Annotated in this window: 25 protein-coding genes and 1 tRNA gene; 11 read left to right on the top strand and 15 right to left on the bottom strand. The window is 67.9% G+C overall.

Annotated elements, in window-relative coordinates:
* Positions 1 to 99: 99 nt before the first annotated feature.
* The 4 genes from A9O63_RS15770 to A9O63_RS15785 all read left to right on the top strand — a co-directional run bounded on the left by A9O63_RS15770 (position 100) and on the right by A9O63_RS15785 (position 3,769).
* Positions 100 to 1,122, top strand: coding sequence for a sugar ABC transporter substrate-binding protein (locus A9O63_RS15770; RefSeq protein WP_069332797.1), 1,023 nt, complete (start codon positions 100 to 102; stop codon positions 1,120 to 1,122).
* Positions 1,123 to 1,308: 186 nt separating this feature from the next.
* On the top strand, positions 1,309 to 2,400 hold the full coding sequence (locus A9O63_RS15775; RefSeq protein ID WP_069332798.1) for an ABC transporter permease: 1,092 nt from the start codon (positions 1,309 to 1,311) through the stop codon (positions 2,398 to 2,400).
* Complete coding sequence (locus A9O63_RS15780) at positions 2,400 to 3,176, top strand: ATP-binding cassette domain-containing protein (RefSeq protein WP_069332799.1); 777 nt, start codon at positions 2,400 to 2,402, stop codon at positions 3,174 to 3,176. Before A9O63_RS15775 ends, A9O63_RS15780 begins: the two co-directional genes overlap by 1 nt.
* Positions 3,173 to 3,769 carry a nucleoside/nucleotide kinase family protein gene (locus tag A9O63_RS15785; protein WP_069332800.1) on the top strand — a complete coding sequence of 199 codons (597 nt, stop codon included), beginning with the start codon at positions 3,173 to 3,175 and terminating at the stop codon, positions 3,767 to 3,769. Before A9O63_RS15780 ends, A9O63_RS15785 begins: the two co-directional genes overlap by 4 nt.
* Here A9O63_RS15785 and A9O63_RS15790 read toward each other — a convergent pair.
* Positions 3,766 to 4,722, bottom strand: coding sequence for a DMT family transporter (locus tag A9O63_RS15790; RefSeq protein WP_069332801.1), 957 nt, complete (start codon positions 4,720 to 4,722; stop codon positions 3,766 to 3,768). The two genes, A9O63_RS15785 and A9O63_RS15790, sit on opposite strands and share 4 nt — an antisense overlap.
* A gap of 133 nt (positions 4,723 to 4,855) precedes the next feature.
* Here A9O63_RS15790 and ade point away from each other — a divergent pair, with 133 nt between their 5' ends.
* The gene (gene ade, locus A9O63_RS15795) at positions 4,856 to 6,553 is read left to right on the top strand and encodes an adenine deaminase (RefSeq protein WP_069332802.1); all 1,698 of its coding nucleotides are present in this window, start codon (positions 4,856 to 4,858) and stop codon (positions 6,551 to 6,553) included.
* 68 nt (positions 6,554 to 6,621) lie between these two features.
* On the opposite strand, the gene A9O63_RS15800 is transcribed toward ade, so the two are convergent.
* The 3 genes from A9O63_RS15800 to A9O63_RS15810 all read right to left on the bottom strand — a co-directional run bounded on the left by A9O63_RS15800 (position 6,622) and on the right by A9O63_RS15810 (position 7,673).
* A complete protein-coding gene (locus A9O63_RS15800) occupies positions 6,622 to 6,876 on the bottom strand; it encodes a glycine zipper 2TM domain-containing protein (protein WP_069332803.1) in 255 nt (84 codons plus the stop codon).
* A 267-nt stretch (positions 6,877 to 7,143) separates the two neighbouring features.
* A tRNA-Ala gene (locus A9O63_RS15805) sits at positions 7,144 to 7,219 on the bottom strand.
* 118 nt (positions 7,220 to 7,337) lie between these two features.
* Positions 7,338 to 7,673 carry a TIGR02300 family protein gene (locus A9O63_RS15810; RefSeq protein WP_069332804.1) on the bottom strand — a complete coding sequence of 112 codons (336 nt, stop codon included), beginning with the start codon at positions 7,671 to 7,673 and terminating at the stop codon, positions 7,338 to 7,340.
* 156 nt (positions 7,674 to 7,829) lie between these two features.
* Here A9O63_RS15810 and A9O63_RS15815 point away from each other — a divergent pair, with 156 nt between their 5' ends.
* From A9O63_RS15815 to A9O63_RS15825, 3 genes are all read left to right on the top strand, one after another.
* A complete protein-coding gene (locus A9O63_RS15815; protein WP_069332805.1) occupies positions 7,830 to 8,516 on the top strand; it encodes a M48 family metallopeptidase in 687 nt (228 codons plus the stop codon).
* 32 nt (positions 8,517 to 8,548) lie between these two features.
* The gene (gene agkR, locus A9O63_RS15820) at positions 8,549 to 9,199 is read left to right on the top strand and encodes a GntR family transcriptional regulator AgkR (RefSeq protein WP_002721288.1); all 651 of its coding nucleotides are present in this window, start codon (positions 8,549 to 8,551) and stop codon (positions 9,197 to 9,199) included.
* Between the two features lie 95 nt (positions 9,200 to 9,294).
* Positions 9,295 to 9,657 (top strand): DUF1127 domain-containing protein, encoded by a 363-nt coding sequence (locus tag A9O63_RS15825; RefSeq protein WP_002721287.1) that lies wholly within the window; start codon positions 9,295 to 9,297, stop codon positions 9,655 to 9,657.
* A gap of 262 nt (positions 9,658 to 9,919) precedes the next feature.
* Here A9O63_RS15825 and A9O63_RS15830 read toward each other — a convergent pair whose 3' ends face one another.
* From A9O63_RS15830 to A9O63_RS15880, 11 genes are all read right to left on the bottom strand, one after another.
* Positions 9,920 to 10,699, bottom strand: coding sequence for a succinate dehydrogenase iron-sulfur subunit (locus A9O63_RS15830; protein WP_002721286.1), 780 nt, complete (start codon positions 10,697 to 10,699; stop codon positions 9,920 to 9,922).
* 18 nt (positions 10,700 to 10,717) lie between these two features.
* Positions 10,718 to 10,996 carry a hypothetical protein gene (locus A9O63_RS15835; RefSeq protein WP_069332806.1) on the bottom strand — a complete coding sequence of 93 codons (279 nt, stop codon included), beginning with the start codon at positions 10,994 to 10,996 and terminating at the stop codon, positions 10,718 to 10,720.
* Between the two features lie 3 nt (positions 10,997 to 10,999).
* Positions 11,000 to 11,320 carry a hypothetical protein gene (locus tag A9O63_RS15840; protein ID WP_069332807.1) on the bottom strand — a complete coding sequence of 107 codons (321 nt, stop codon included), beginning with the start codon at positions 11,318 to 11,320 and terminating at the stop codon, positions 11,000 to 11,002.
* Complete coding sequence (sdhA, locus tag A9O63_RS15845) at positions 11,320 to 13,122, bottom strand: succinate dehydrogenase flavoprotein subunit (protein WP_069332808.1); 1,803 nt, start codon at positions 13,120 to 13,122, stop codon at positions 11,320 to 11,322. Before sdhA ends, A9O63_RS15840 begins: the two co-directional genes overlap by 1 nt.
* Positions 13,123 to 13,133: 11 nt before the next feature.
* Positions 13,134 to 13,505, bottom strand: a complete 372-nt coding sequence (locus tag A9O63_RS15850; protein WP_002721269.1) for a succinate dehydrogenase, hydrophobic membrane anchor protein — start codon at positions 13,503 to 13,505, stop codon at positions 13,134 to 13,136.
* Between the two features lie 11 nt (positions 13,506 to 13,516).
* The gene (sdhC, locus tag A9O63_RS15855) at positions 13,517 to 13,900 is read right to left on the bottom strand and encodes a succinate dehydrogenase, cytochrome b556 subunit (RefSeq protein WP_009563028.1); all 384 of its coding nucleotides are present in this window, start codon (positions 13,898 to 13,900) and stop codon (positions 13,517 to 13,519) included.
* Between the two features lie 210 nt (positions 13,901 to 14,110).
* Positions 14,111 to 15,142, bottom strand: a complete 1,032-nt coding sequence (locus tag A9O63_RS15860; RefSeq protein WP_069332809.1) for a MaoC family dehydratase — start codon at positions 15,140 to 15,142, stop codon at positions 14,111 to 14,113.
* Positions 15,143 to 15,346, bottom strand: a complete 204-nt coding sequence (locus tag A9O63_RS15865; protein WP_069332810.1) for a DUF1737 domain-containing protein — start codon at positions 15,344 to 15,346, stop codon at positions 15,143 to 15,145.
* Positions 15,343 to 15,897, bottom strand: a complete 555-nt coding sequence (locus A9O63_RS15870; RefSeq protein ID WP_069332811.1) for an NnrU family protein — start codon at positions 15,895 to 15,897, stop codon at positions 15,343 to 15,345. Before A9O63_RS15870 ends, A9O63_RS15865 begins: the two co-directional genes overlap by 4 nt.
* An 8-nt stretch (positions 15,898 to 15,905) precedes the next feature.
* Positions 15,906 to 16,763, bottom strand: coding sequence for a (3S)-malyl-CoA thioesterase (locus A9O63_RS15875; RefSeq protein WP_069332812.1), 858 nt, complete (start codon positions 16,761 to 16,763; stop codon positions 15,906 to 15,908).
* 86 nt (positions 16,764 to 16,849) lie between these two features.
* On the bottom strand, positions 16,850 to 17,587 hold the full coding sequence (locus A9O63_RS15880) for a sulfite exporter TauE/SafE family protein (protein ID WP_069332813.1): 738 nt from the start codon (positions 17,585 to 17,587) through the stop codon (positions 16,850 to 16,852).
* A gap of 202 nt (positions 17,588 to 17,789) precedes the next feature.
* On the opposite strand from A9O63_RS15880, the gene mdh reads away from it, so the two are divergent.
* The 3 genes from mdh to sucD all read left to right on the top strand — a co-directional run bounded on the left by mdh (position 17,790) and on the right by sucD (position 21,064).
* Positions 17,790 to 18,752 (top strand): malate dehydrogenase, encoded by a 963-nt coding sequence (gene mdh, locus A9O63_RS15885; protein ID WP_069332814.1) that lies wholly within the window; start codon positions 17,790 to 17,792, stop codon positions 18,750 to 18,752.
* Positions 18,753 to 18,981: 229 nt separating this feature from the next.
* Positions 18,982 to 20,175 (top strand): ADP-forming succinate--CoA ligase subunit beta, encoded by a 1,194-nt coding sequence (gene sucC, locus A9O63_RS15890; RefSeq protein ID WP_002721255.1) that lies wholly within the window; start codon positions 18,982 to 18,984, stop codon positions 20,173 to 20,175.
* A gap of 4 nt (positions 20,176 to 20,179) precedes the next feature.
* Positions 20,180 to 21,064, top strand: coding sequence for a succinate--CoA ligase subunit alpha (sucD, locus tag A9O63_RS15895; RefSeq protein ID WP_002721254.1), 885 nt, complete (start codon positions 20,180 to 20,182; stop codon positions 21,062 to 21,064).
* Positions 21,065 to 21,109 lie beyond the last annotated feature (45 nt).

Here is a 21,109-nt window from a genome sequence, read left to right on the forward strand (position 1 = left end):
AAGATCGGGAATCAGCTTCCATGAAGGCGTCGCGGCGGGAGGACGCCAGCGCCACATGAACGGCGGGGGGAGAGAGGCCCGCTTCCGGGAGGAGACATCGTGACCCAATTCAAGTTCGCCCTCATGGGGGGCGCGGCGGCGCTTGCCCTGTCGGCCGTGCCGGCCCTCGCGCAGGACATGACGGCCTGCCTGATCACCAAGACCGATACCAACCCCTTCTTCGTGAAGATGAAGGAAGGCGCCACCGCGAAGGCGCAGGAACTGGGGATCACGCTCAAGTCCTATGCGGGCCGCATCGACGGCGACAGCGAGAGCCAGGTGGCGGCCATCGAGACCTGCATCGCCGACGGGGCCAAGGGCATCCTCATCACCGCCTCGGACACGAAGGGCATCGTGCCCTCGGTGCAGAAGGCGCGGGAGGCGGGCCTTCTCGTGATCGCGCTCGACACGCCGCTCGATCCGATCGACGCGGCCGACGGCACCTTCGCCACCGACAATTTCCTCGCGGGCGAGCTGATCGGGAAATGGGCCAGGGCGCGGATGGGCGACGAGGCCGGCGACGCGCGGATCGCGCTCCTGAACCTCGACGTGTCGCAGCCGTCTGTCGACGTGCTGCGCAACCAGGGGTTCCTGCAGGGCTTCGGCATCGAGCTCGGCGACAAGACCCGCTGGGGCGACGAGGACGATGCGCGGATCGTGGGGCAGGAGGTGACGCAGGGCAACGAGGAGGGCGGTCGGCGCGCGATGGAGAGCCTGCTTGCACAGGATCCGACCATCAACCTCGTCCACACGATCAATGAGCCCGCGGCGGCGGGCGCCTACGAGGCGTTGAAATCCATCGGCCGTGAAGCGGATGTGCTGATCGTCTCGGTCGATGGCGGCTGCCCCGGCGTGCAGAATGTCAAGGACGGCGTGATCGGCGCCACCTCGCAGCAATATCCGCTGCAAATGGCGGCGCTGGGGGTCGAGGCCATCGCGGCCTTCGCCAAGGATGGCACCAAGCCCGCCGCCAGCGAAGGCAAGGATTTCACCGACACCGGCGTGGCGCTGGTGACCGACCAACCGGTCGAGGGGGTGGAGTCCATCGACAGCACCAAGGGTGCGGAGCTCTGCTGGGGCTGAGCGACGCGCCCGTTCCGGCGGGCCGGTCGCACCCCCCGGCCCGCCGGACGATGCTGAGAGGACGGAGCCCGCGCCCGGGGTCCGTCACGGGCGGCCCGCAGCGCGGCTGCGGACAGATCCATCCTGCGCCGCTTCGCGCGGATCGGGGAGCGCGGCCAGGCGCGCGGCAACGGGAGGTCTAGGAAGATGGCAACGGAAACCCACGGGCCGCAGGGATTCGAGGCTGCGTTGAACCGCAGCCCCGACTCCGTGGCCGAGTTCGAGCAGCGCAGGAGCTTCGTTCAGCAGGCCCGGCATCTTCTGCACCAGACACCCTCGCTGGTGCCGCTGATCGTCCTCGTCGTCTCGGTCTCGATCTTCGGCGCGCTGCTCGGCCAGAAGTTCTTCTCGGCCTTCACCCTCACGCTCATTCTGCAGCAGGTGGCCATCGTGGGCATCGTGGGCGCGGCGCAGACGCTCGTCGTGCTGACGGCGGGGATCGACCTGTCGGTCGGCGCGATCATGGTGCTCTCCTCGGTCATCATGGGCCAGTTCACCTTCCGCTACGGGATCCCGGCGCCGCTCTCGGTGCTCTGCGGCCTTGCGGCGGGCGCGGGCATCGGGTTCGTGAACGGCACCCTCGTCGCGCGGATGAAGCTTCCGCCCTTCATCGTCACGCTGGGCATGTGGCAGATCGTGCTGGCCGCGAACTTCCTCTATTCCGCCAACGAGACGATCCGCTCGCAGGACATCTCGGCCCAGGCGCCGATCCTGCAGTTCTTCGGCAACACCTTCCGGCTCGGCGCGGACGAGGCCGGGCGGGGCGGGGCGGGCTTCACCTACGGCGCGGTGCTCCTGATCCTTCTGGTGCTCGTCATCGCGTATGTGCTGCGCCAGACCGCCTGGGGCCGCCATGTCTATGCGGTGGGCGACGATCCCGATGCGGCCGAGCTCGCGGGCGTGCAGACCCGCAACGTGCTCGTCACCGTCTACACGCTTTCGGGCCTGATCTGCGCGCTGGCGGGCTGGGTGATGATCGGCCGGCTCGGCTCGGTCTCGCCCACGGCGGGCCAGTTCGCCAATATCGAATCGATCACGGCCGTGGTGATCGGCGGCATCAGCCTGTTCGGCGGGCGGGGATCGGTCTTGGGGATGCTCTTCGGCGCGCTGATCGTGGGGGTCTTCTCGCTGGGGCTGAAGCTCATGGGGACGGATCCGCAATGGACCTACCTGCTCATCGGCATGCTCATCATCGCGGCGGTGGCCGTGGACCAGTGGATCAGAAAGGCGGCTGCGTGATGGAACCGATCCTGAAGGCCCGGGGCCTCGTGAAACGCTACGGCCGCGTCACCGCCCTCGACCGCTGCGACTTCGATCTCTATCCGGGCGAGATCCTCGCGGTGATCGGCGACAATGGCGCGGGGAAATCCTCGCTCATCAAGGCGCTCTCGGGGGCGATCCGGGTGGACGAGGGCAGCATCGAGCTCGACGGCAGGCCCATGCAGTTCGCCTCGCCGCTCGATGCGCGCGAGGCGGGGATCGAGACGGTCTACCAGAACCTCGCCCTGTCGCCCGCCCTGTCGATCGCGGACAACATGTTCCTCGGACGCGAGATCCGGAAGCCGGGCTTCATGGGCAGGTGGCTGCGCGCCCTCGACCGCCCCGCGATGGAGCAGAAGGCGCGCGAGAAGCTGACCGAGCTGGGGCTGATGACGATCCAGAACATCGGGCAGGCGGTCGAGACGCTCTCGGGCGGGCAGCGTCAGGGGGTGGCGGTCGCGCGGGCGGCGGCCTTCGGCTCGAAGGTGGTCATCATGGACGAACCCACGGCGGCGCTGGGCGTGAAGGAGAGCCGCCGCGTTCTGGAGCTGATCCTCGATGTGAAGCGGCGGGGCTTGCCCATCGTGCTCATCAGCCACAACATGCCCCATGTGTTCGAGGTGGCAGACCGGGTGCATGTGCACCGGCTGGGGCGGAGGCTCTGCGTGATCGATCCCAGGCGTCATTCGATGTCGGATGCCGTGGCGCTGATGACGGGCGCCATGGCCCCCGAAAGCCTCAACGAGTTCGCATGACGCCCGACACACTGGCACAGGAGATCCGGGCGGCGGCGGAGGGGCGGGGGCGGTTCATCGTGGGCCTCGCCGGCCCTCCCGGAGCGGGCAAGTCCACGCTGGGCGAGGCGCTGGTGGCAGGCCTCGGCGCCGGCGCCCGGCTGGTGCCGATGGACGGGTTCCATTTCGACGACCGCGTGCTGGCCCGGCGCGGCCTTTCCCATCGCAAGGGCGCGCCCGAGACTTTCGACGTCTGGGGGTTTCTTGCCCTGATGGAGCGGCTCAGGGCGGGCGGCGAGATCGCGATCCCGGTCTTCGACCGCAGCATGGAGCTTGCGCGCGCCGCGGCCGATGTGGTGACCGACGAGGACAGGATCCTCGTGGTGGAGGGCAACTACCTCCTTCTCGACGAGGAGCCCTGGCGGCGGTTGCGCGGCTTCTTCGATCTCACGCTCTTCCTCGACGTGCCCGAGGCCGAGCTCGAGCGGCGGCTTCTGGCGCGATGGGCGGCGCGGCCCGGCGGGGCCGACTGGGTGGCCTCGAACGACATGCCGAACGTACGCCATGTGCTGCAAAGGTCGGCCCCCGCCGACCGCATCCTGCCCTGGCCCTAGCCCAGGGGCGACATGGCCTTGCGCTGCCGCGCCCGCTCGAGCCCCAGCCGGCGCTCGCGCCAGATGATGAGGATGCCCGCGGCCACCACGAGGCTCGCGCCGCCGAGCATGACCAGCGTCGGCACCTCGTCGAAGGCGAGGTAGCCGATCAGCAGCGCGAAGATCATCGAGGCATATTCGAAGGGCGCGACCAGCGAGGCGTCGGCGAAGCGGTAGGCCGAGGTCAGCAGGATCTGTGCGATGCCGCCCAGAACGCCCGCCCCGATCAGCAGGGCGGCCTCGGTGGGCGTAGGCCAGACCCAGCCGAAGGGCAGCGTCACGAAGGACAGGAGCGTCGCCGTCAGCGAGAAATAGAAGACGATGGCCGAGGTGGCCTCGCTATGGACGAGTTTGCGGATGAAGACCTGCGCGAGCCCGGCGAAGACCGCCCCGCCCACCACGAGCGCCGCGCCGAAGGCCTCGCGATGGCCCATCCCGCCCGACAGCACCGTGAGGCGGGGAGAGAGCACGATCAGCACGCCGACGAGCCCCAGGGCGACCGCCGAGATGCGGAAGGCACGCACCTCCTCGCCAAGGAACATCGCGGCGAAGATCACGGTGAGAAGCGGCGCCGCATAGCCGAGCGCGGTGACCTCGGGCAGGGGCAAGTAGGCCAGCCCCGCGAAGCCGAGCCCCATGGCAAGGGTGCCCACCACCCCGCGCCAGACATGGCCCATCGGATTGACCGCCTTGAGGCCCGTGCGCAATTCGTGCCGCCAGGCCAGCCAGACGAAGATCACGGGCATGGCGAAGAACGAGCGGAAGAACACCGCCTCGCCTGCGGGAACCCGGTCTGACGTCGCCTTGATGAGCGCGGACATGACGATGAAGATGAGGACGGAGGCGACCTTGAGGCCGATGCCGCGCAGCGGGTGCATGGAAAATCTCTCGGTATGAGACTCGAGAAGGATCATCCCCCGCCGCCATGTGCAAGAGCGAAAAACTCTCCGCAGGCCGTCGCGCCGGTGCCTGTGCGTCAGGGAAGCCCCAATCCGCTGGACGCGCCCGCGGCCTTGGGTTTCTCTGAGACGAGCGACAGGAGGATCCATGAGCCGCAGCCTTTCCGATTGTATCGACCAGGGGCGGGGCCTCGTTCCGGCCGATCTCGTCCTCAAGCACGGCCGCGTCTTCGATCTCGTGACGGGCGAACTGGTGCAGACGGATGTGGCGATCTGCGGCGACCGGATCGTCGGCACCTTCGGCACCTACGCGGGCCGGCGCGAGATCGATTGCCGGGGCCGGATCCTCGTGCCGGGCTTCATCGACACCCACCTTCATGTCGAAAGCTCGCTGGTCACGCCCTTCGAATTCGACCGCTGCGTGACGCCGCGCGGCATCACCACCGCGATCTGCGATCCGCACGAGATCGCCAATGTCTGCGGGCTCGAGGGCATCCGCTATTTCCTCGAGGCCTCGGCCCATCTGGTGATGGATCTGCGGGTGCAGCTCTCCTCCTGCGTGCCCTCCACGCATATGGAGACGGCGGGCGCCGCGCTCGAGGCAGGCGATCTCGCGCCGCTGATGGATCATCCCCGGGTGATCGGGCTGGCCGAATTCATGAACTTTCCGGGCGTCCTGATGAAGGCCCCCGGCTGCCTGGCCAAGCTCGAGGCCTTCCGCGGCCGCCACATCGACGGCCATGCGCCGCTGCTGCGGGGCAAGGATCTGAACGGCTATATCGCGGCGGGGATCCGCACCGAGCACGAGGCCACCACGGCGGAAGAGGCGCTCGAGAAGCTGCGCAAGGGAATGCGGGTGCTGATCCGCGAGGGGTCGGTGTCGAAGGATCTGCATGCGCTCGTCTCCATCCTGAACGAGCGCCATGCGCCCTACCTCTGCCTCTGCACGGATGACCGCAACCCGCTCGACATCGCCGAACATGGGCATATCGACCACATGATCCGCACCGCGATCCGGCTGGGCGCGCCGCCGCTGGCTGTCTACCGCGCGGCGAGCCTGTCGGCGGCCGAGGCCTTCGGGTTGAAGGATCGCGGCCTGATCGCTCCGGGCCGCCGCGCCGATATCGCGGTGCTCGATTCGCTCGAAGGCTGCCATGCGGCGCTGGTGCTGGCGGGGGGCGTCGTGGCCGACGAGGCGGCCTTTGCCGCGCGGCCCTGCGTCGAGCCGGTGGCGCGGGCGTCGGTCAAGGTGGCCCGGATCGCGCCCGAGGCCTTCCGCTGCCCCGGCAACCGGGCCGAGACCCCGGTCATCGGCATCCTGCCCGGCAAGATCATCACCGAGCATCTGACGGCGGAGATCGAGCCCGTGGACGGCGACAAGCGCCCGGATCCCGCCCGCGATCTCGCACGGATCGCGGTCATCGAGCGGCATGGCAAGACGGGCGGCCGCGCCACCGGCTTCGTGCGCGGCTTCGGCATGGCGCGCGGCGCGATCGCCTCGACGGTCTGCCACGACCACCACAATCTCGCGGTGGTGGGGATCGATTATGCCGATATGGCGCTGGCCGCGAATCGGCTGCGCGCGCTCGAAGGCGGTTTTGCGGTGGCGGCCGGAGGCGAGATCCTCGCGGAGCTCGCCCTGCCGGTGGGCGGGCTCATGAGCCTGCGGCCCTTTGAGGAGGTGCGGGACGCGCTGGTGACGCTCCGCGAGGCCGCGCGCAGCCTTGGCGTGACGCTGGAGGAGCCCTTCCTGCAGCTTGCCTTCCTCGCGCTGCCTGTGATCCCGCATCTGAAGATCACCGACCGGGGCATGGTGGATGTGGACCGGTTCGAGATCCTGCCCTGAGGGCATTCGAGGTCCGAAGGCCCCGCGGATCGCGGGGCCCCGTCATCCTGTCGGCAACAGCGGGGGGCTCAGCAGGGGCCGGTGAAGCGCTGGCCGCGGGTGTTGCGGTAGTAGCAGGTGCCCGAGCCGGTCGGCCCGATGAGCGTGCCCGCCACGGCGCCGGCCGCGGCCCCGAGAGCTGCGCCCTGCACGCGGTCATCGTTGCTCGACACGGCTGCGCCGAGAGCCGCGCCGCCCAGCGCGCTGGCCGCGGTCGTCTGGTCGGCGGTCTGGCAGCCTGCGGCGAAGGCCACGACGGGGAGCAGGACGAAAAATTTCTTCATGAGATCCTCCGGGAATGAACTGCGGGAGAACAACCGTGCTCCGGCGCAGCGGTTCCGTCGCGGAAGAGCGGTCGGCGGGAGGCCTCCCGGATCCCGGGCTCCGGCACCGCCTGATCTCGGGTGCATATTGCCGGTCGTGGGACCGGGCATGCCTGCCGACCTGTCAGGGGCCGGGCCGCAGGAAGCTGCCGGATCGGGATCGGCGCAGACGATGGATGCCACTCGCGTGGATCCCGCTGCGTCGCTGTTTCAGTCTGGGAGTTTTATTGGTGGAGCCAGGCGGGATCGAACCGCCGACCTCTTGAATGCCATTCAAGCGCTCTCCCAACTGAGCTATGACCCCACCGGAGGTGCGGATCGTTGCCGATCCGCTTGGGCTTCGCGAACCGCTTCCGGTTCGCTCGGGCTATCTAGAGGCTCGCGGCGGGGGGCGCAAGAGGAAAATTCGCCCCCCGATGCGGTCAGCCTTCCTCGTCGTCGCCGGCCACGTCGGCCAGGTCGTCGAGCGACACGTTGTCGTCCGAATCGTCCTCGAGCAGATCGTCATCGACATCCGAATCCTCGGTCGCTTCCGTGTCGAGCAGATCGTCTTCAGTCTCGATATCGTCCACGAGAATGTCGTCGTCCTTCTCGGGGGTCGCGCGCGAGATGACCGCGGCGACCGCCTTGCGGCGCGCGCTTTCGATGTCCACGACTTCGCCGGTGTAGGGGCTGACGACGGGCGTGCGGTTGAGGTCGTAGAAGCGCTTGCCCGTCGTCGGGCAGATGCGCTTCGTGCCCCATTCTTCCTTGGGCATGGTGATCCCCTTGCAAGGCTGGCTGCTGCAGAATTGGGGAGCCATGCCACAAGCCCCCCGGAGTGTCAAAGCCTTTCCGACCCCTGCGTTTCCCCGGATTTTCAGGGCTTTTCTCTGCCCCGGGCCCCGCTAATCTGGCGCCCGAAGGAGCCCCCGATGCCCGTCTTGCCCGGTTCGCCGCCCGTCGAGATCACGCTGCGCCGCTCGGCGCAGGCCCGGCGCTTTTCGCTGCGGGTGTCGCGGCTTGACGGTCGCGTGACGCTGACGCTGCCGCTGCGCGCCCGCGAGGCCGAGGCGCTGGCCTTCGTCCGCGATCAGGAGGGGTGGATCCGCCGCGCGCTTTCGGACGTGCCCGAGGCCGCCGCGGTGGGGCTCGGATCGGTCCTGCCTCTCGAAGGGCGCCCGCTCACCGTTCGGACGGGCAGCGGGCGCTCGGTGCGGGTCACGGACGATTCGCTCCTCGTGCCGGGAGATCCGGCCTCGGTGCCGCTGCGCCTTGCGACCTTCCTCAAGGCCATGGCGCGCGAGCGGCTGGCCGTCGCCTGCGACCGCCATGCCCGCAACCTCGGCCGGCCCTATGCCCGGCTCACGCTGCGCGACACGCGGTCGCGCTGGGGCTCCTGCACGCAGGACGGCTGCCTCATGTTCTCGTGGCGGCTGATTCTCGCGCCTCCGCCGATCCTCGATTATGTGGCGGCCCACGAGGTCGCCCATCTCGCGCAGATGAACCACTCGCCCGCCTTCTGGGCCGAGGTGGCGCGGCTGGATCCCGACTATGCCCTGCACCGGGCCTGGCTGCGGCGGCAGGGGCAGGCGCTGCACGGCTTCCGCTTCGGGGATTGACCGGAGCCGCCGGGCGGTGCTTGCTCGCGCCCATGCAGAACCCGTCCCGCCCCTCCGATCTGACCGCCTCCGCGCACGAGCGGCTCTACCGCAGCCTGCGCGCGCAGGTGATGCATGGCGAGCTGGCGCCGGGGCAGGCGCTGACGCTGCGCGGTCTGGCGCGCAGCTTCGAGGTCTCGATGACGCCCGCGCGCGAGGCGGTGCGGCGGCTGGTGGCCGAGGGGGCCCTGTCGCTCTCCTCCTCGGGACGGGTGGCCACGCCCGAACTCAGCCCCGAGCGAATCGAGGAACTGGCGGCGATCCGGGCGCTTCTGGAGCCGGAGCTGGCGGCGCGGGCCCTGCCGCGGGCGCATTTCGCGCTGATCGACCGGCTGGCCGCGATCAATGCGGCCAATGCCGAGGCGGTCGCGAAGGCGGATGCGGTGGCCTACATCCGCACCAACCTCGAGTTTCACCGCACGCTCTATCTGCGCGCGCAGGCCCCGGCCATGCTGGCCATGGCCGAGACGGTCTGGCTGCAGCTCGGGCCCACGATGCGCGCCCTCTATGGCCGACTTCGGCGCAACGAGCCGCCGCAGCACCACCGGAACATTCTCGCGGCGCTGCGGGCGGGCGACGAACCGGGCCTCCGGCTGGCGGTGCGCACCGATGTGACGCAGGGGCTGCGACATCTCATCGGCTGATGCGGTCAGAAAACTTGACCGGGATCATGTTTGGCTGCCCGGGAAAAGGATACTCAAGGGTCGATGAAATAGGATCAGACCCAAGGGGAATAGCCATGCTGAACCGAGTTCGCGCCCTCTTCGACCGTTGGCACCGGCTTCAGGAAATCCATGCGCTGAGCGACCGCGATCTGGACGATCTGGGGATCACGCGCTGGCAGATGGAACAGTTCGCGCGCATGCCCGAGGATGTGGGCGAGCGCCTGCTGCAGATGGCGCAGGTCTTCGGGCTGGAGCCCGCCGCGGTGCAACATGCCTATGCCGATTATCTCGACCTGCTGGACGTCTGTCGGCGGTGCGGCAGCACCAAGCTGTGCAAATGCACGCTGGCCGAGGCCGACCGGGTCGAGCCGGCCGACTGCAGCTTCTGCCCCAATGCGGGCACCTACGAGCTGATGGCCCGGCACACGCTGCATTAGGGCCCTCTGCGGCGGCCCTGGCTGCCGGAAAGCCTCCGCGTCCTCCCCGCGGAGCCTTCTCCTCTGGCGAAGAGGGGGGCTGTCTGCCCCCCTCCGCCGCCCCGGTGGGGCGGCGCCCCCCGAGGATATTTGGGCAGAGTGAAAGCGTGGCAGGGGGGAGGGTCTGCGGGGCGGTGACGGGCGGGGGGCGTGCGGCTCTGGCGGCGGCCGTCCGGTCCGGTGGCGGAGAGGGGCGGCGCCCCCGGGCGGGCGCCGCGCGACGTCAGATGACGCGTTCGACCATCATCTTCTTGATTTCGGCGATGGCCTTTGCCGGGTTCAGACCCTTGGGGCAGGTCTTGGCGCAGTTCATGATCGTGTGGCAGCGGTAGAGCTTGAACGGGTCCTCGAGCATGTCGAGACGCTCCGGCGTGGCCTCGTCGCGGCTGTCGACGATCCAGCGGTAGGCGTGCAGGAGCGCCGCCGGCCCCAGATAGCGGTCGCCGTTCCACCAGTAGCTCGGGCAGGAGGTCGAGCAGCAGGCGCACATCACGCATTCATAGAGGCCGTCGAGCTTGGCCCGGTCCTCGACCGACTGGCGCCATTCCTTGGCGGGCTCCACCGTCTTCGTCTCGAGCCAGGGCATGATCGAGGCATGCTGCGCGTAGAACAGCGACAGGTCGGGGATCAGGTCCTTGATCACCGGCATGTGCGGCAGCGGGTAGATCTTCACGTCGCCCTTGATCTCGTCGAGACCGTAGATGCAGGCCAGCGTGTTGATCCCGTCGATGTTCATCGCGCAGGAGCCGCAGATCCCTTCACGGCAGGAGCGTCGGAAGGTGAGGGTGGGATCGACCTCGTTCTTGATCTTGATGAGCGCGTCGAGGACCATCGGCCCGCACTTGTCCATGTCGAGGAAGTAGGTGTCGACGCGCGGGTTCTCGCCCGTGTCCGGATCCCAGCGGTAGATCATGAACTTGCGGACGTTCTTCGCATCCGCGGGCTTCGGCCAGGTCTTGCCGGTGCGGACCTTGGAATTCTTGGGGAGCGTGAGCTGGACCATGGTTCATCCCTTCTGGTCTTAGCGGGAGTAGAACGGCCGCGTCGGGGGCTGGCCGGATTTCTGATAGACGCAGGCGTCGAAGAGGGCCGAGGGGTCCCGGCCCATGAGATAGTCCGAGGTCACCGTCAGTTCGAGGTCGCTGACCATGCCGCCCTTGCCCGCGCCCACGCCGATCGTTCCGCGCGGCGCCTCGGCGAGGCGGGCGCGTTCGAAGCAGACCTCCTCGGCCCGCTGCACCGACATGGGGCCGCAGGCGGCGAGCAGGAAGAGGAGCGGCAGGGCGGGCAGCGCGCGCATGGGCTAGACCGCGGGCAGGAGCGGCAGGCCGCTCGTCTGCAGGCACCGGATGGTCTCGGGCCGCGTGGCGACGGTCAGGACGTTCTGCACCGTCGTGGTGCCGGCCCGCACGCCCACGTCGCGGGCGAGCGCATTCAGCTCCTGCGCGGTGGCATTGTCGATGATACAGGTGGTGACCCCCTGGGCCGCGGGGCCGGGCATGTATTGCTCGACCACCGGCAGCACCACGGTGCGTGCGGTCCGCCGGGCCACGCTGTCGGCCACGGTCTGCGGGCTGCAGGCGGCGAGGACGAGGGCGCCGGAGAGGAGGACCGCGCCGCGCATCAGTAGACCCGCGCCTTGGGGGCGATCTTCTTCAGATCGATCCCGCCCTCGGTCTGCTTCGTCAGCGGATCGAGATGGACGGGCCGGGTGGTCAGCGTGACCTCGTTGCCCGTCACGGTGGCGAGGCTGTGCACGCGCCAGTTCTCGTCGTCGCGGTTCGGCCAGTCCTCGTGGGCGTGGGCCCCGCGGCTCTCCTTCCGCGCCTCGGCCGCGACGATGGTCGCGAGCGCGTTCGGCATCAGGTTGGTGAGCTCGAGCGTCTCCATCAGGTCCGAGTTCCAGATGAGGCTGCGGTCGGTGACCTTCAGGTCCGAGAGCTTCGACGCGATGCCCTTCATCTTCTCGACGCCTTCGGCCAGCGTCTTGTCGGTGCGGAACACCGCCGCGTCGGCCTGCATGGTGCGCTGCATCTCGAGCCGCAGCTCGGCCGTCGGCACCGCGCCGCTCGCGTGGCGCAGATCGTCGAACCGGCCGAGGATCTCGTCCACCTGGCCCTTCGGCACGTCGGGGTGGAACTCGTGCGGCTTCACGATCTGGCCCGCGCGGATCGCCGCGGCGCGGCCGAAGACCACGAGGTCGATGAGCGAGTTCGAGCCGAGGCGGTTCGCCCCGTGCACCGAGGCGCAGCCTGCCTCGCCCACGGCCATCAGGCCCGGGAAGACGCGGTCGGGATCGCCCTCGGTGGGCGCCAGCACCTCGCCCCAGTAGTTCGTGGGAATGCCGCCCATGTTGTAATGCACGGTCGGCAGCACCGGGATCGGCTCCTTGTGGAGATCGACCCCCGCGAAGATCTTGGCCGATTCCGAGATGCCCGGCAGGCGCAGGGCCAGCGTCTCGGGGGGCAGGTGGTTCAGGTGCAGGTGGATATGGTCGCCATGCTCGCCCACGCCGCGGCCCTCGCGGATCTCGAGCGTCATGCAGCGGCTGACCACGTCGCGGGAGGCAAGATCCTTGTAGGTCGGAGCGTAGCGCTCCATGAACCGTTCGCCGTTCGAGTTGGTGAGATAGCCGCCCTCGCCGCGCGCGCCCTCGGTGATGAGGCAGCCCGAGCCGTAGATGCCGGTCGGGTGGAACTGCACGAATTCCATGTCCTGCAGCGGCAGGCCCGCCCGCGCCACCATCCCGCCGCCGTCGCCGGTGCAGGTATGGGCCGAGGTGGCCGAGAAATAGGCGCGGCCGTAGCCGCCGGTGGCCAGAACCGTCAGCTTGGCGTTGAAGACATGGATCGTGCCGTCTTCCAGCTTCCAGGCCACGACGCCGGTGCAGCGGCCGTCCTGGATGATGAGATCCAGCGCGAAATATTCGATGAAGAACTCGGCGTTGTTCTTGACCGACTGGCCATAGAGCGTGTGCAGGATCGCGTGGCCTGTCCGGTCGGCCGCGGCGCAGGTGCGCTGCACCGGCGGGCCCTCGCCGAACTGGGTGGTGTGGCCGCCGAAGGGGCGCTGGTAGATCTTGCCTTCCTCGGTGCGCGAGAAGGGCACGCCGTAGTGCTCGAGCTCGTAGACCGCCTTCGGGGCCTCGCGGGCGAGATATTCCATCGCGTCCGTATCGCCCAGCCAGTCCGACCCCTTCACGGTGTCGTACATGTGCCACTGCCAGTTGTCGGGGCCCATGTTGGCGAGCGAGGCGGCGATGCCGCCCTGCGCCGCCACCGTGTGGCTGCGCGTGGGGAAAACCTTGGTGACGCAGGCGGTGCGGAGGCCCTGTTCGGCCATGCCGAGCGTCGCGCGGAGGCCGGCACCGCCGGCACCCACCACCACGACGTCGTAGTCATGCGTCTCGTAATTGTAAGCTGCCATCGGTCAGGTCCTCAGAGGGCGATCTTGGCGAGGGCGAACAGCCCGATCGCCGCCACGCCATAGGCGAAGGATTGGGCGCAGATCACCAGCAGGCGCCGCGGCACGCCCTGCCAGTAGTCCTCGATCATCATGGTCGAGCCTTCGGCGAAGTGGCGCATGCCGAAGAACAGCACGAGGCCCGACAGGATCGCATTGAACGGGTGCGAGAAGATCTCGAGCACGCGCTCGCGGCCTTCGCCGATGGCGTTGCCGACGATGTAGACGAAGATCGGGATCAGCACGGCGAGGCCCACCGCGCTGACGATCATGTACCAGTGCCGGTCGGTGCCGTGATGGGCGGCACCCATGCCTTCGGCGCGCTTGCGGGCGGTGATGAAACGCATGGGGCGCCCTTTCAGATGATGATGACGGTGAGGAGGGTCAGGACCAGCGAGCCGCCGATGCAGGCCATGCCCAGCTTCTCGGCGGTCTTGATCTCGAGACCCTTGCCGGTGTCCCAGTAGAGGTGCCGCAGGCCGGCGAGATAGTGATACCAGAGCGCCCAGACCGACAGCAGCAGCACGATGTCGCCGAACCACGAGGTCAGGACCCAGTCGGCCGTCTCGAACTGCTCGGGGCTCAGCGCCGCGGCGAGCAGCCACCATGTCACGAGCATCGTGCCGACGATCAGACCGTTGCCGGTCAGGCGGGTGAAGATCGAGGTCGTGGAGGTCAGCTGCACCCGGTAGATCTGGAGATGGGGGGAAAGGGGCCGCTCGACCCGCTTCGTTTCAGCCATGTCGTTGCCTTTCGCTGGCCGGCCCCGCCGGGTGGGGCGGCTGTCTCGCTGGTCACTCAATAGCGGTTTTTTTGCCCGAGTCACGAGGGCCGCACCCGGCTCGCGCTTCAAAACAGGGCATCAACCCAAAAAAATTCGTCATGTGATCACAAGATGCGGGCCCGTGATCACATGTTTGCGCAATCATGCGGGGGGGGCCTTCAGGGCACGTCAACGTGGCACGAGCGCCCAGTAGTCGAGATCCAGGAGGACGCCGGGCAGATACTTGCCATCCTCCGACCGGGTCACGAAGGGCTCGGTGCCGTGCTTCATCGCCACCAGCCGGAGCCGCAGCGCCCCCACCCCCGGCGCGGCGGTCTCGGCCTTGTCGAGCACCTCCGACCAGGCCCGCACCGTGTCGCCGGCGAAGCAGGGATTGGCGTGCGCGCCCGCGTTCAGCGCCACGATCATCTGCGCGTTCGCCAGCCCGTTGAAGCTCAGGGTCCGCGCCAGCGAGATCACATGGCCGCCATAGATCAGCCGCCGCCCGTCGGGGCGGTTGGTGGCGTCGAAATGGACCTTGGCCGTGTTCTGCCAGAGCCGGGTCGCGAGCATGTGCTCGCTCTCCTCGACGGTGATACCGTCCACATGGTCGATCTTCTCGCCCACCGCAAAGTCGTCCCAGCGGTGCGGCTCGCCCGCAAGCGTCAGGTCGTAATCGACAAAGCTCAGCCCCTCGGGGATCACGAGGTCCGAGGCCGCGACCGATCCCGCAAGCTCGGGCACGGTGGGGGCGGGGGCGGGGGCTGCGGTGTCGCGCTTGCGCACCATGACCCAGCGCACATAGGACAGCACGGCCTCGTCCCGCTGGTTCAGCCCGCGGGTGCGGACCCAGACCACGCCCGAGGCCCCGTTGGAATTTTCCTTCAACCCGATGACGGTGCTTTCCGCGCGCAGCGTATCGCCCGGAAAGACCGGCTTCAGCCAGCGACCCTCGGCATAGCCGAGGTTCGCCACCGCGTTCAGGCTGATGTCCGGCACCGTCTTGCCGAACACCAGATGGAAGGCCATCAGCTCGTCGACCGGCGCGGCCGGAAGGCCGCAGGCGCGGGCGAATTCATCCGAGGAAGAGAGCGCATGGCGCGCCGGATAGAGCGCGTGATAGAGCGCCCGCTCGCCGCCCGAGACGGTGCGCGGCACGGCATGGGCGATGGTCTCGCCTAGCCGGTAATCCTCGAAGAAACGGCCCGCGTTGGTCTTCATTCAGTGGTCTCCCAGCTTGGTCTCGGGCGTGTAGGTGCCCGGCACGTCCTTCACCACCGCCTGACCGCAGCGCATGACGCCCCTGGCCGCATCGAAGGCGTAGGAGGGGTCGCCATGCAGGTGCCACCCCTTGTTCAGCGCGGCGGTCACCTTGTGGCAGAAGGCGGAGGTGTCGTCTTCGGTCAGGTAGCGGTAGAGTTTCATGCGTAGGTTCCGAGGAAGGGGTTGTGGCCCGTCCAGATATGGACGAGGGCGATCAGCCCGTACATCACCAGAACCACGCCCACGAGGGCGAGATCGCGTTTGGGCCCGCCCGAGACGGGGCGCTGCCATGCGGTCTGCCTGTTGATCAGCACGATCTCGGCCAGTGCCCAGAGGCCCATGCCGCCGAACAGGATCAGCGAGGCCACGTCGCCGTTCACGAGGAGGTGCGCCACGACCCAGATCAGCACGCCGTAGAGCATCGGGTGGCGGATCTTCGTCCAGAGCCAGCCCTTCGACATGCCGGCGCCGAAGATGATCAGCCCGATCAGCATCAGGAGGTTGTTCGCGTGCCCGATGCCCGGTGCCGGCGCATAGACCGGGATGAACTCGGCCTGACGGTAGCCCAGCACCATCATCACCAGCGACGCCACGAGAAGCAGTGCGGCAATCCCCTTGCCGGCATTCCCCAGCGGCTGGCGAAGACCCGGAGCCACCCGTTTGAACAGATGGGCCGCGGACCAGAGCGCGACCCCCAAGATCAACAGAAGCATATCGTTCCTCAGCTTGCCCTGAACGCGGCAATCGCCTCGGCCTTGGCCAGAGTCTGCCGCGCGGTCACGATATGCAGGTTCTCGACGATCTTGCCATCCACAACGGCCACGCCCTGCCCGTGGCGTTCTGCCTCCTCGAAGGCGGCGATCTGGCGGTTGGCCAGCTCGATCTCGGCCGGCGAGGGCGAGAAGACCGCGTTCGCGATCTCGAGCTGGGCGGGATGGATCAGCGTCTTGCCGTCGAAGCCCATGTCGCGGCCCTGCTCGCATTCGGCGCGCAGGCCCTCCTCGTCCTTGAAGGCGTTGTAGACGCCGTCGACGATGGTGAGCCCATGGGCGCGGGCCGCGAGCAGGCAGAGGCCCAGCCCCGTCTGCATCGCCAGACGGTCGGGCCGGTAGCGGCTGCCGAGCTCCTTGGCGAGGGCGTTCGTGCCCATCACCATGCCGGTGAGGCGCGGATGGGCCGCGATCTCGGCGGCGTTGAGCATGCCCTGCGCCGTCTCCATCATGGCCCAGAGCGGCAGGTCCGGCACGAGGGCGGCCACCGCCTCCAGATCCGCCGCCCGCGAGACCTTGGGAAGGAGGATCGCATCCGCCTTTGCCTCCGCGAAGGCCTCGAGATCGGCGCGGCCCCACTCGGTGTCCATCCCGTTCACCCGCACGATGCGGAAGCGGTGGCCGTAATCGGCGGTCTCGAGCGTGGCCTTCAGCAGCTCGCGCGCATGGATCTTCTCGTCATGGGCGACGGCATCCTCGAGATCGAAGATGATCGCATCGGCGGCAAGGCCCTGCGCCTTCTCCAGCGCCCGCTCCTTCGAGCCGGGAATATAGAGCACGGAGCGGAAGGGATGAGCCTGATGCGCCATGACGATTCTCCTCCAAGCAACAATCTTGCGCTTGGGAGCACAGTTCCGGCATATTCGGCAAGTCCTGATTTGCCGCGGCGCAGAAATCAGGCGACAGCCTGCCAGATCAGCCGCAGCGAGATCAGCAGGAGCGCCCACGTCACGATGCGGAAGAACAGCGCCTGCGGCACGATCTGCACCAGCCGGTAGCCGAAGAAGACCGAGACGGCCGCGGGCGCCATGAGCCAGGCCGCGACGCGCAGGTTCTCGGTCGAGAGCTGGCCCAGAGCCGCATAGGGGATCAGCTTGATCGCGTTGACATAGGCGAAGAGGATGGTCGAGGTGCCGGCGAAGACGATCTTCGGCATCTTCAGCGGCAGGACATAGACCTGATAGGGCGGGGCGCCCGCGTGGCTCACGAAGCTGGTGAATCCCGTGGCCGTGCCCCAGACGAGGCCGGGCAAAAGGCGCGCGGGCTTCGCGGGCGGATCGGTCCGGCGCAGAAGCAGGTTCGCGGCAAAGACCGCGCCGATCAGCCCCACCAGCCCCTCGACCGCGGCCTCGGGCACCGCGCTTGCGGTGAGCCAGCCCACGAAGACCCCGGCCGTGGCGCCCGGGATCAGGATCTTCAGCACCTTGAGGTCGAACTCGTGCCGGTAGGCGTAAAGCCCGAACATGTCCGAGACGACATAGATCGGCAGCAGCAGCCCCGCCGCCGTCACCGGCGAGATCACGAGCGACAGGAGCGGCACGCTCATGATGCCCACCACCGGCAGGCCGCCCTTGCTCATCCCCACGAGCACCGAGGCGATCACCGCCAGCGCCCAGAAGCCGTAGCCGTCCATTGCTCACTCCGAATCAGTCGGGCCGTTGCGGTATGCGACTGGATACCGCGCCGCCGGCCGCGGGCCCGGAGGCCGCCCTGCCTTTAGCGCAAACATCTGCGGAGAAACAGCCGAACACCCTCCGGTGCCCTGCACGAGGCTTGCGCGCATGAAAACGAAGGTCTACCCATCGCCGCGACAATTCCTCACGGGAGATCCACTCATGGCCAGACCCAAGATTGCGCTGATCGGTGCGGGGCAGATCGGCGGCACGCTCGCCCATCTCGCCGCGATCAAGGAACTGGGCGACGTCGTCCTGTTCGACATCGCCGAAGGCACCCCTCAGGGCAAGGCTCTGGACATCGCGCAATCGGGCCCCTCGGAAGGCTTCGACGCCGTGATGAAGGGCGCGAACAGCTACGAAGAGATCGCCGGCGCCGACGTCTGCATCGTGACGGCCGGTGTGCCGCGCAAGCCCGGCATGAGCCGCGACGACCTGATCGGCATCAACCTCAAGGTGATGAAATCGGTCGGCGAGGGCATCAAGGCCCATGCGCCGAACGCCTTCGTGATCTGCATCACCAACCCGCTCGACGCGATGGTCTGGGCGCTGCAGCAATTCTCGGGCCTGCCGGCCGAGAAGGTGGTGGGCATGGCGGGCGTGCTCGACTCGGCGCGCTTCCGGCATTTCCTGTCGGTCGAGTTCAACGTCTCGATGCGCGACGTGACGGCCTTCGTTCTGGGCGGCCACGGCGACACGATGGTGCCGCTCGTCCGCTACTCGACGGTTGCCGGCATCCCGCTGCCCGACCTCGTGCAGATGGGCTGGACCACGCAGGAGAAGCTCGACCAGATCGTGCAGCGCACCCGTGACGGCGGCGCCGAGATCGTGGGCCTCCTGAAGACCGGCTCGGCCTTCTATGCGCCCGCCACCTCGGCCATCGAGATGGCGGAAGCCTATCTCAAGGACCAGAAGCGCCTGTTGCCCTGCGCGGCCTATGTGGACGGCGCCTTCGGCCTGAACGGCATGTATGTGGGCGTGCCCACCATCATCGGCGCGGGCGGGATCGAGAAGATCGTCGACATCAAGCTCAACGAGGACGAGCAGGCGATGTTCGACAAGTCGGTCAATGCGGTGAAGGGCCTCGTCGAGGCCTGCAAGGGCATCGACTCCTCGCTCGCCTGAGTCGGTCCGACGCAGTTTCAGGGGGCGCGCCGGATCTCCGGCGCGCCCTTTTCCTTGGGCGTCCGGATCGCCGGAGGACGGGGCATCCCCGCTTGTGATCACACCTTTCTAGCCCGTGATCACAAACCCGGAATTTTGCGCGGAATTACTCTTGGTAGCGCAAAACCCGTTTTGATCGCGCCCGTTTCTGTGGCATCACGCCGCAAATCATCAGCGATGGGACAGTTCAATGAACATCCACGAATACCAGGCGAAGGCGCTCCTGCGCAGCTACGGTGCGCCGGTGTCCGACGGCCGGGTCGTGCTGAAGGCCGACGAAGCCAAATCCGCGGCGGGCGAACTCGGCGGGCCGCTCTGGGTCGTCAAGGCGCAGATCCACGCGGGCGGACGGGGCAAGGGCAAGTTCAAGGAGCCGGAAGCGGGCGAGAAGGGCGGCGTGCGTCTGGCCAAGTCCGTGGGCGAAGCGGCCGAGCTGGCCAAGCAGATGCTGGGCCGCACGCTCGTCACCCACCAGACCGGCCCGGCCGGCAAGCAGGTGAACCGCATCTACATCGAGGAAGGCTCGGACATCGCGCGCGAGCTCTACCTCGCGCTGCTGGTGGATCGCGGCACCTCGCGCATCTCCTTCGTCGTCTCGACCGAAGGCGGGATGGACATCGAGGAAGTGGCGGCCTCGACGCCCGAGAAGATCGTCTCCTTCTCGGTCGATCCGGCCTCGGGCCTGTCGGACTTCCACGGCCGCCGCGTGGCCTTCGCCCTCGGGCTGGAAGGCGCGCAGGTCAAGCAATGCGTGCAGCTGGTCAAGAACCTCTACCGCGCCTTCGTCGAGAAGGACATGGAGATGCTCGAGATCAACCCGCTGATCGTCATGACCGACGGCAACCTCAAGGTGCTCGACGCCAAGGTGGGCTTCGACAACAACGCGCTCTACCGCCAGTCCGACGTGATGGCGCTGCGCGACGAGACCGAGGAGGATCCGAAGGAGCTCGCGGCCTCGAAGTTCGACCTGAACTACATCGCGCTCGACGGCGAGATCGGCTGCATGGTGAACGGCGCGGGCCTCGCCATGGCCACGATGGACATCATCAAGCTCTATGGCGCGGAGCCTGCGAACTTCCTCGATGTGGGCGGCGGCGCCACCAAGGAGAAGGTGACCGAGGCCTTCAAGATCATCACCTCGGACCCGAACGTGAAGGGCATCCTCGTCAATATCTTCGGCGGCATCATGCGCTGCGACATCATCGCGGAAGGCATCATCGCCGCGGTGAAGGAAGTGGGCCTTCAGGTTCCGCTGGTCGTGCGCCTCGAGGGCACGAACGTCGAGAAGGGCAAGGAGATCATCGCGAATTCCGGCCTCAACGTCATCGCGGGCGACAATCTGTCGGACGCGGCACAGAAGATCGTCAAAGCGGTGAAGGGGTAATCCGATGGCCGTTCTCGTCAACGAAAATACCAAGGTCATCTGCCAGGGCATCACCGGCAGCCAGGGCACCTTCCACACCGAGCAGGCGATCGCCTACGGCACGAAGATGGTCGGCGGCGTGACGCCCGGCAAGGGCGGCTCCGAGCATCTGGGCCTGCCCGTGTTCAACTCGGTCTACGAGGCCCGGGAAGTCACCGGCGCCAACGCTTCCGTGATATATGTCCCGCCGCCGTTCGCGGCCGACTCGATCCTTGAGGCGATCGACGCCGAGATGGAGCTCATCGTCTGCATCACCGAGGGCATCCCGGTCCTCGACATGATGAAGGTCAAGCGCGCGCTGCAGGGCTCGTCCTCGCGGCTGATCGGGCCGAACTGCCCCGGCGTCATCACGCCCGGCGCCTGCAAGATCGGCATCATGCCGGGCCATATCCACAAGCGCGGCTCGGTCGGTGTTGTTTCGCGCTCGGGGACGCTTACCTATGAAGCCGTGAAACAGACTTCGGATCTCGGGCTCGGCCAGTCTTCGGCCGTGGGCATCGGCGGCGACCCGATCAAGGGCACCGAACACATCGACGTGCTCGAGATGTTCCTCGCCGACCCGGAAACCCAGTCGATCATCATGATCGGCGAGATCGGCGGCTCGGCCGAAGAGGAAGCGGCCCAGTTCCTCGCCGACGAGAAGAAGCGCGGCCGCTGGAAGCCCACCGCGGGCTTCATCGCGGGCCGCACGGCGCCTCCGGGCCGCCGCATGGGCCATGCCGGCGCCATCGTCTCGGGCGGCAAGGGCGATGCGGAGTCCAAGATCGAAGCGATGAAGAGCGCGGGTATCGTGGTGGCCGACAGCCCGGCCCATCTGGGCGAAGCGGTGATGCAGGCGCTCGGCAAGTAAACTTCCCGGGTCCGCGGCGCCGCGTCGCGGACCCTTCAGATGTCA

Source organism: Cereibacter johrii (assembly GCF_001720585.1).
In the GTDB taxonomy this organism is placed as follows: Bacteria; Pseudomonadota; Alphaproteobacteria; order Rhodobacterales; family Rhodobacteraceae; genus Cereibacter_A; species Cereibacter_A johrii.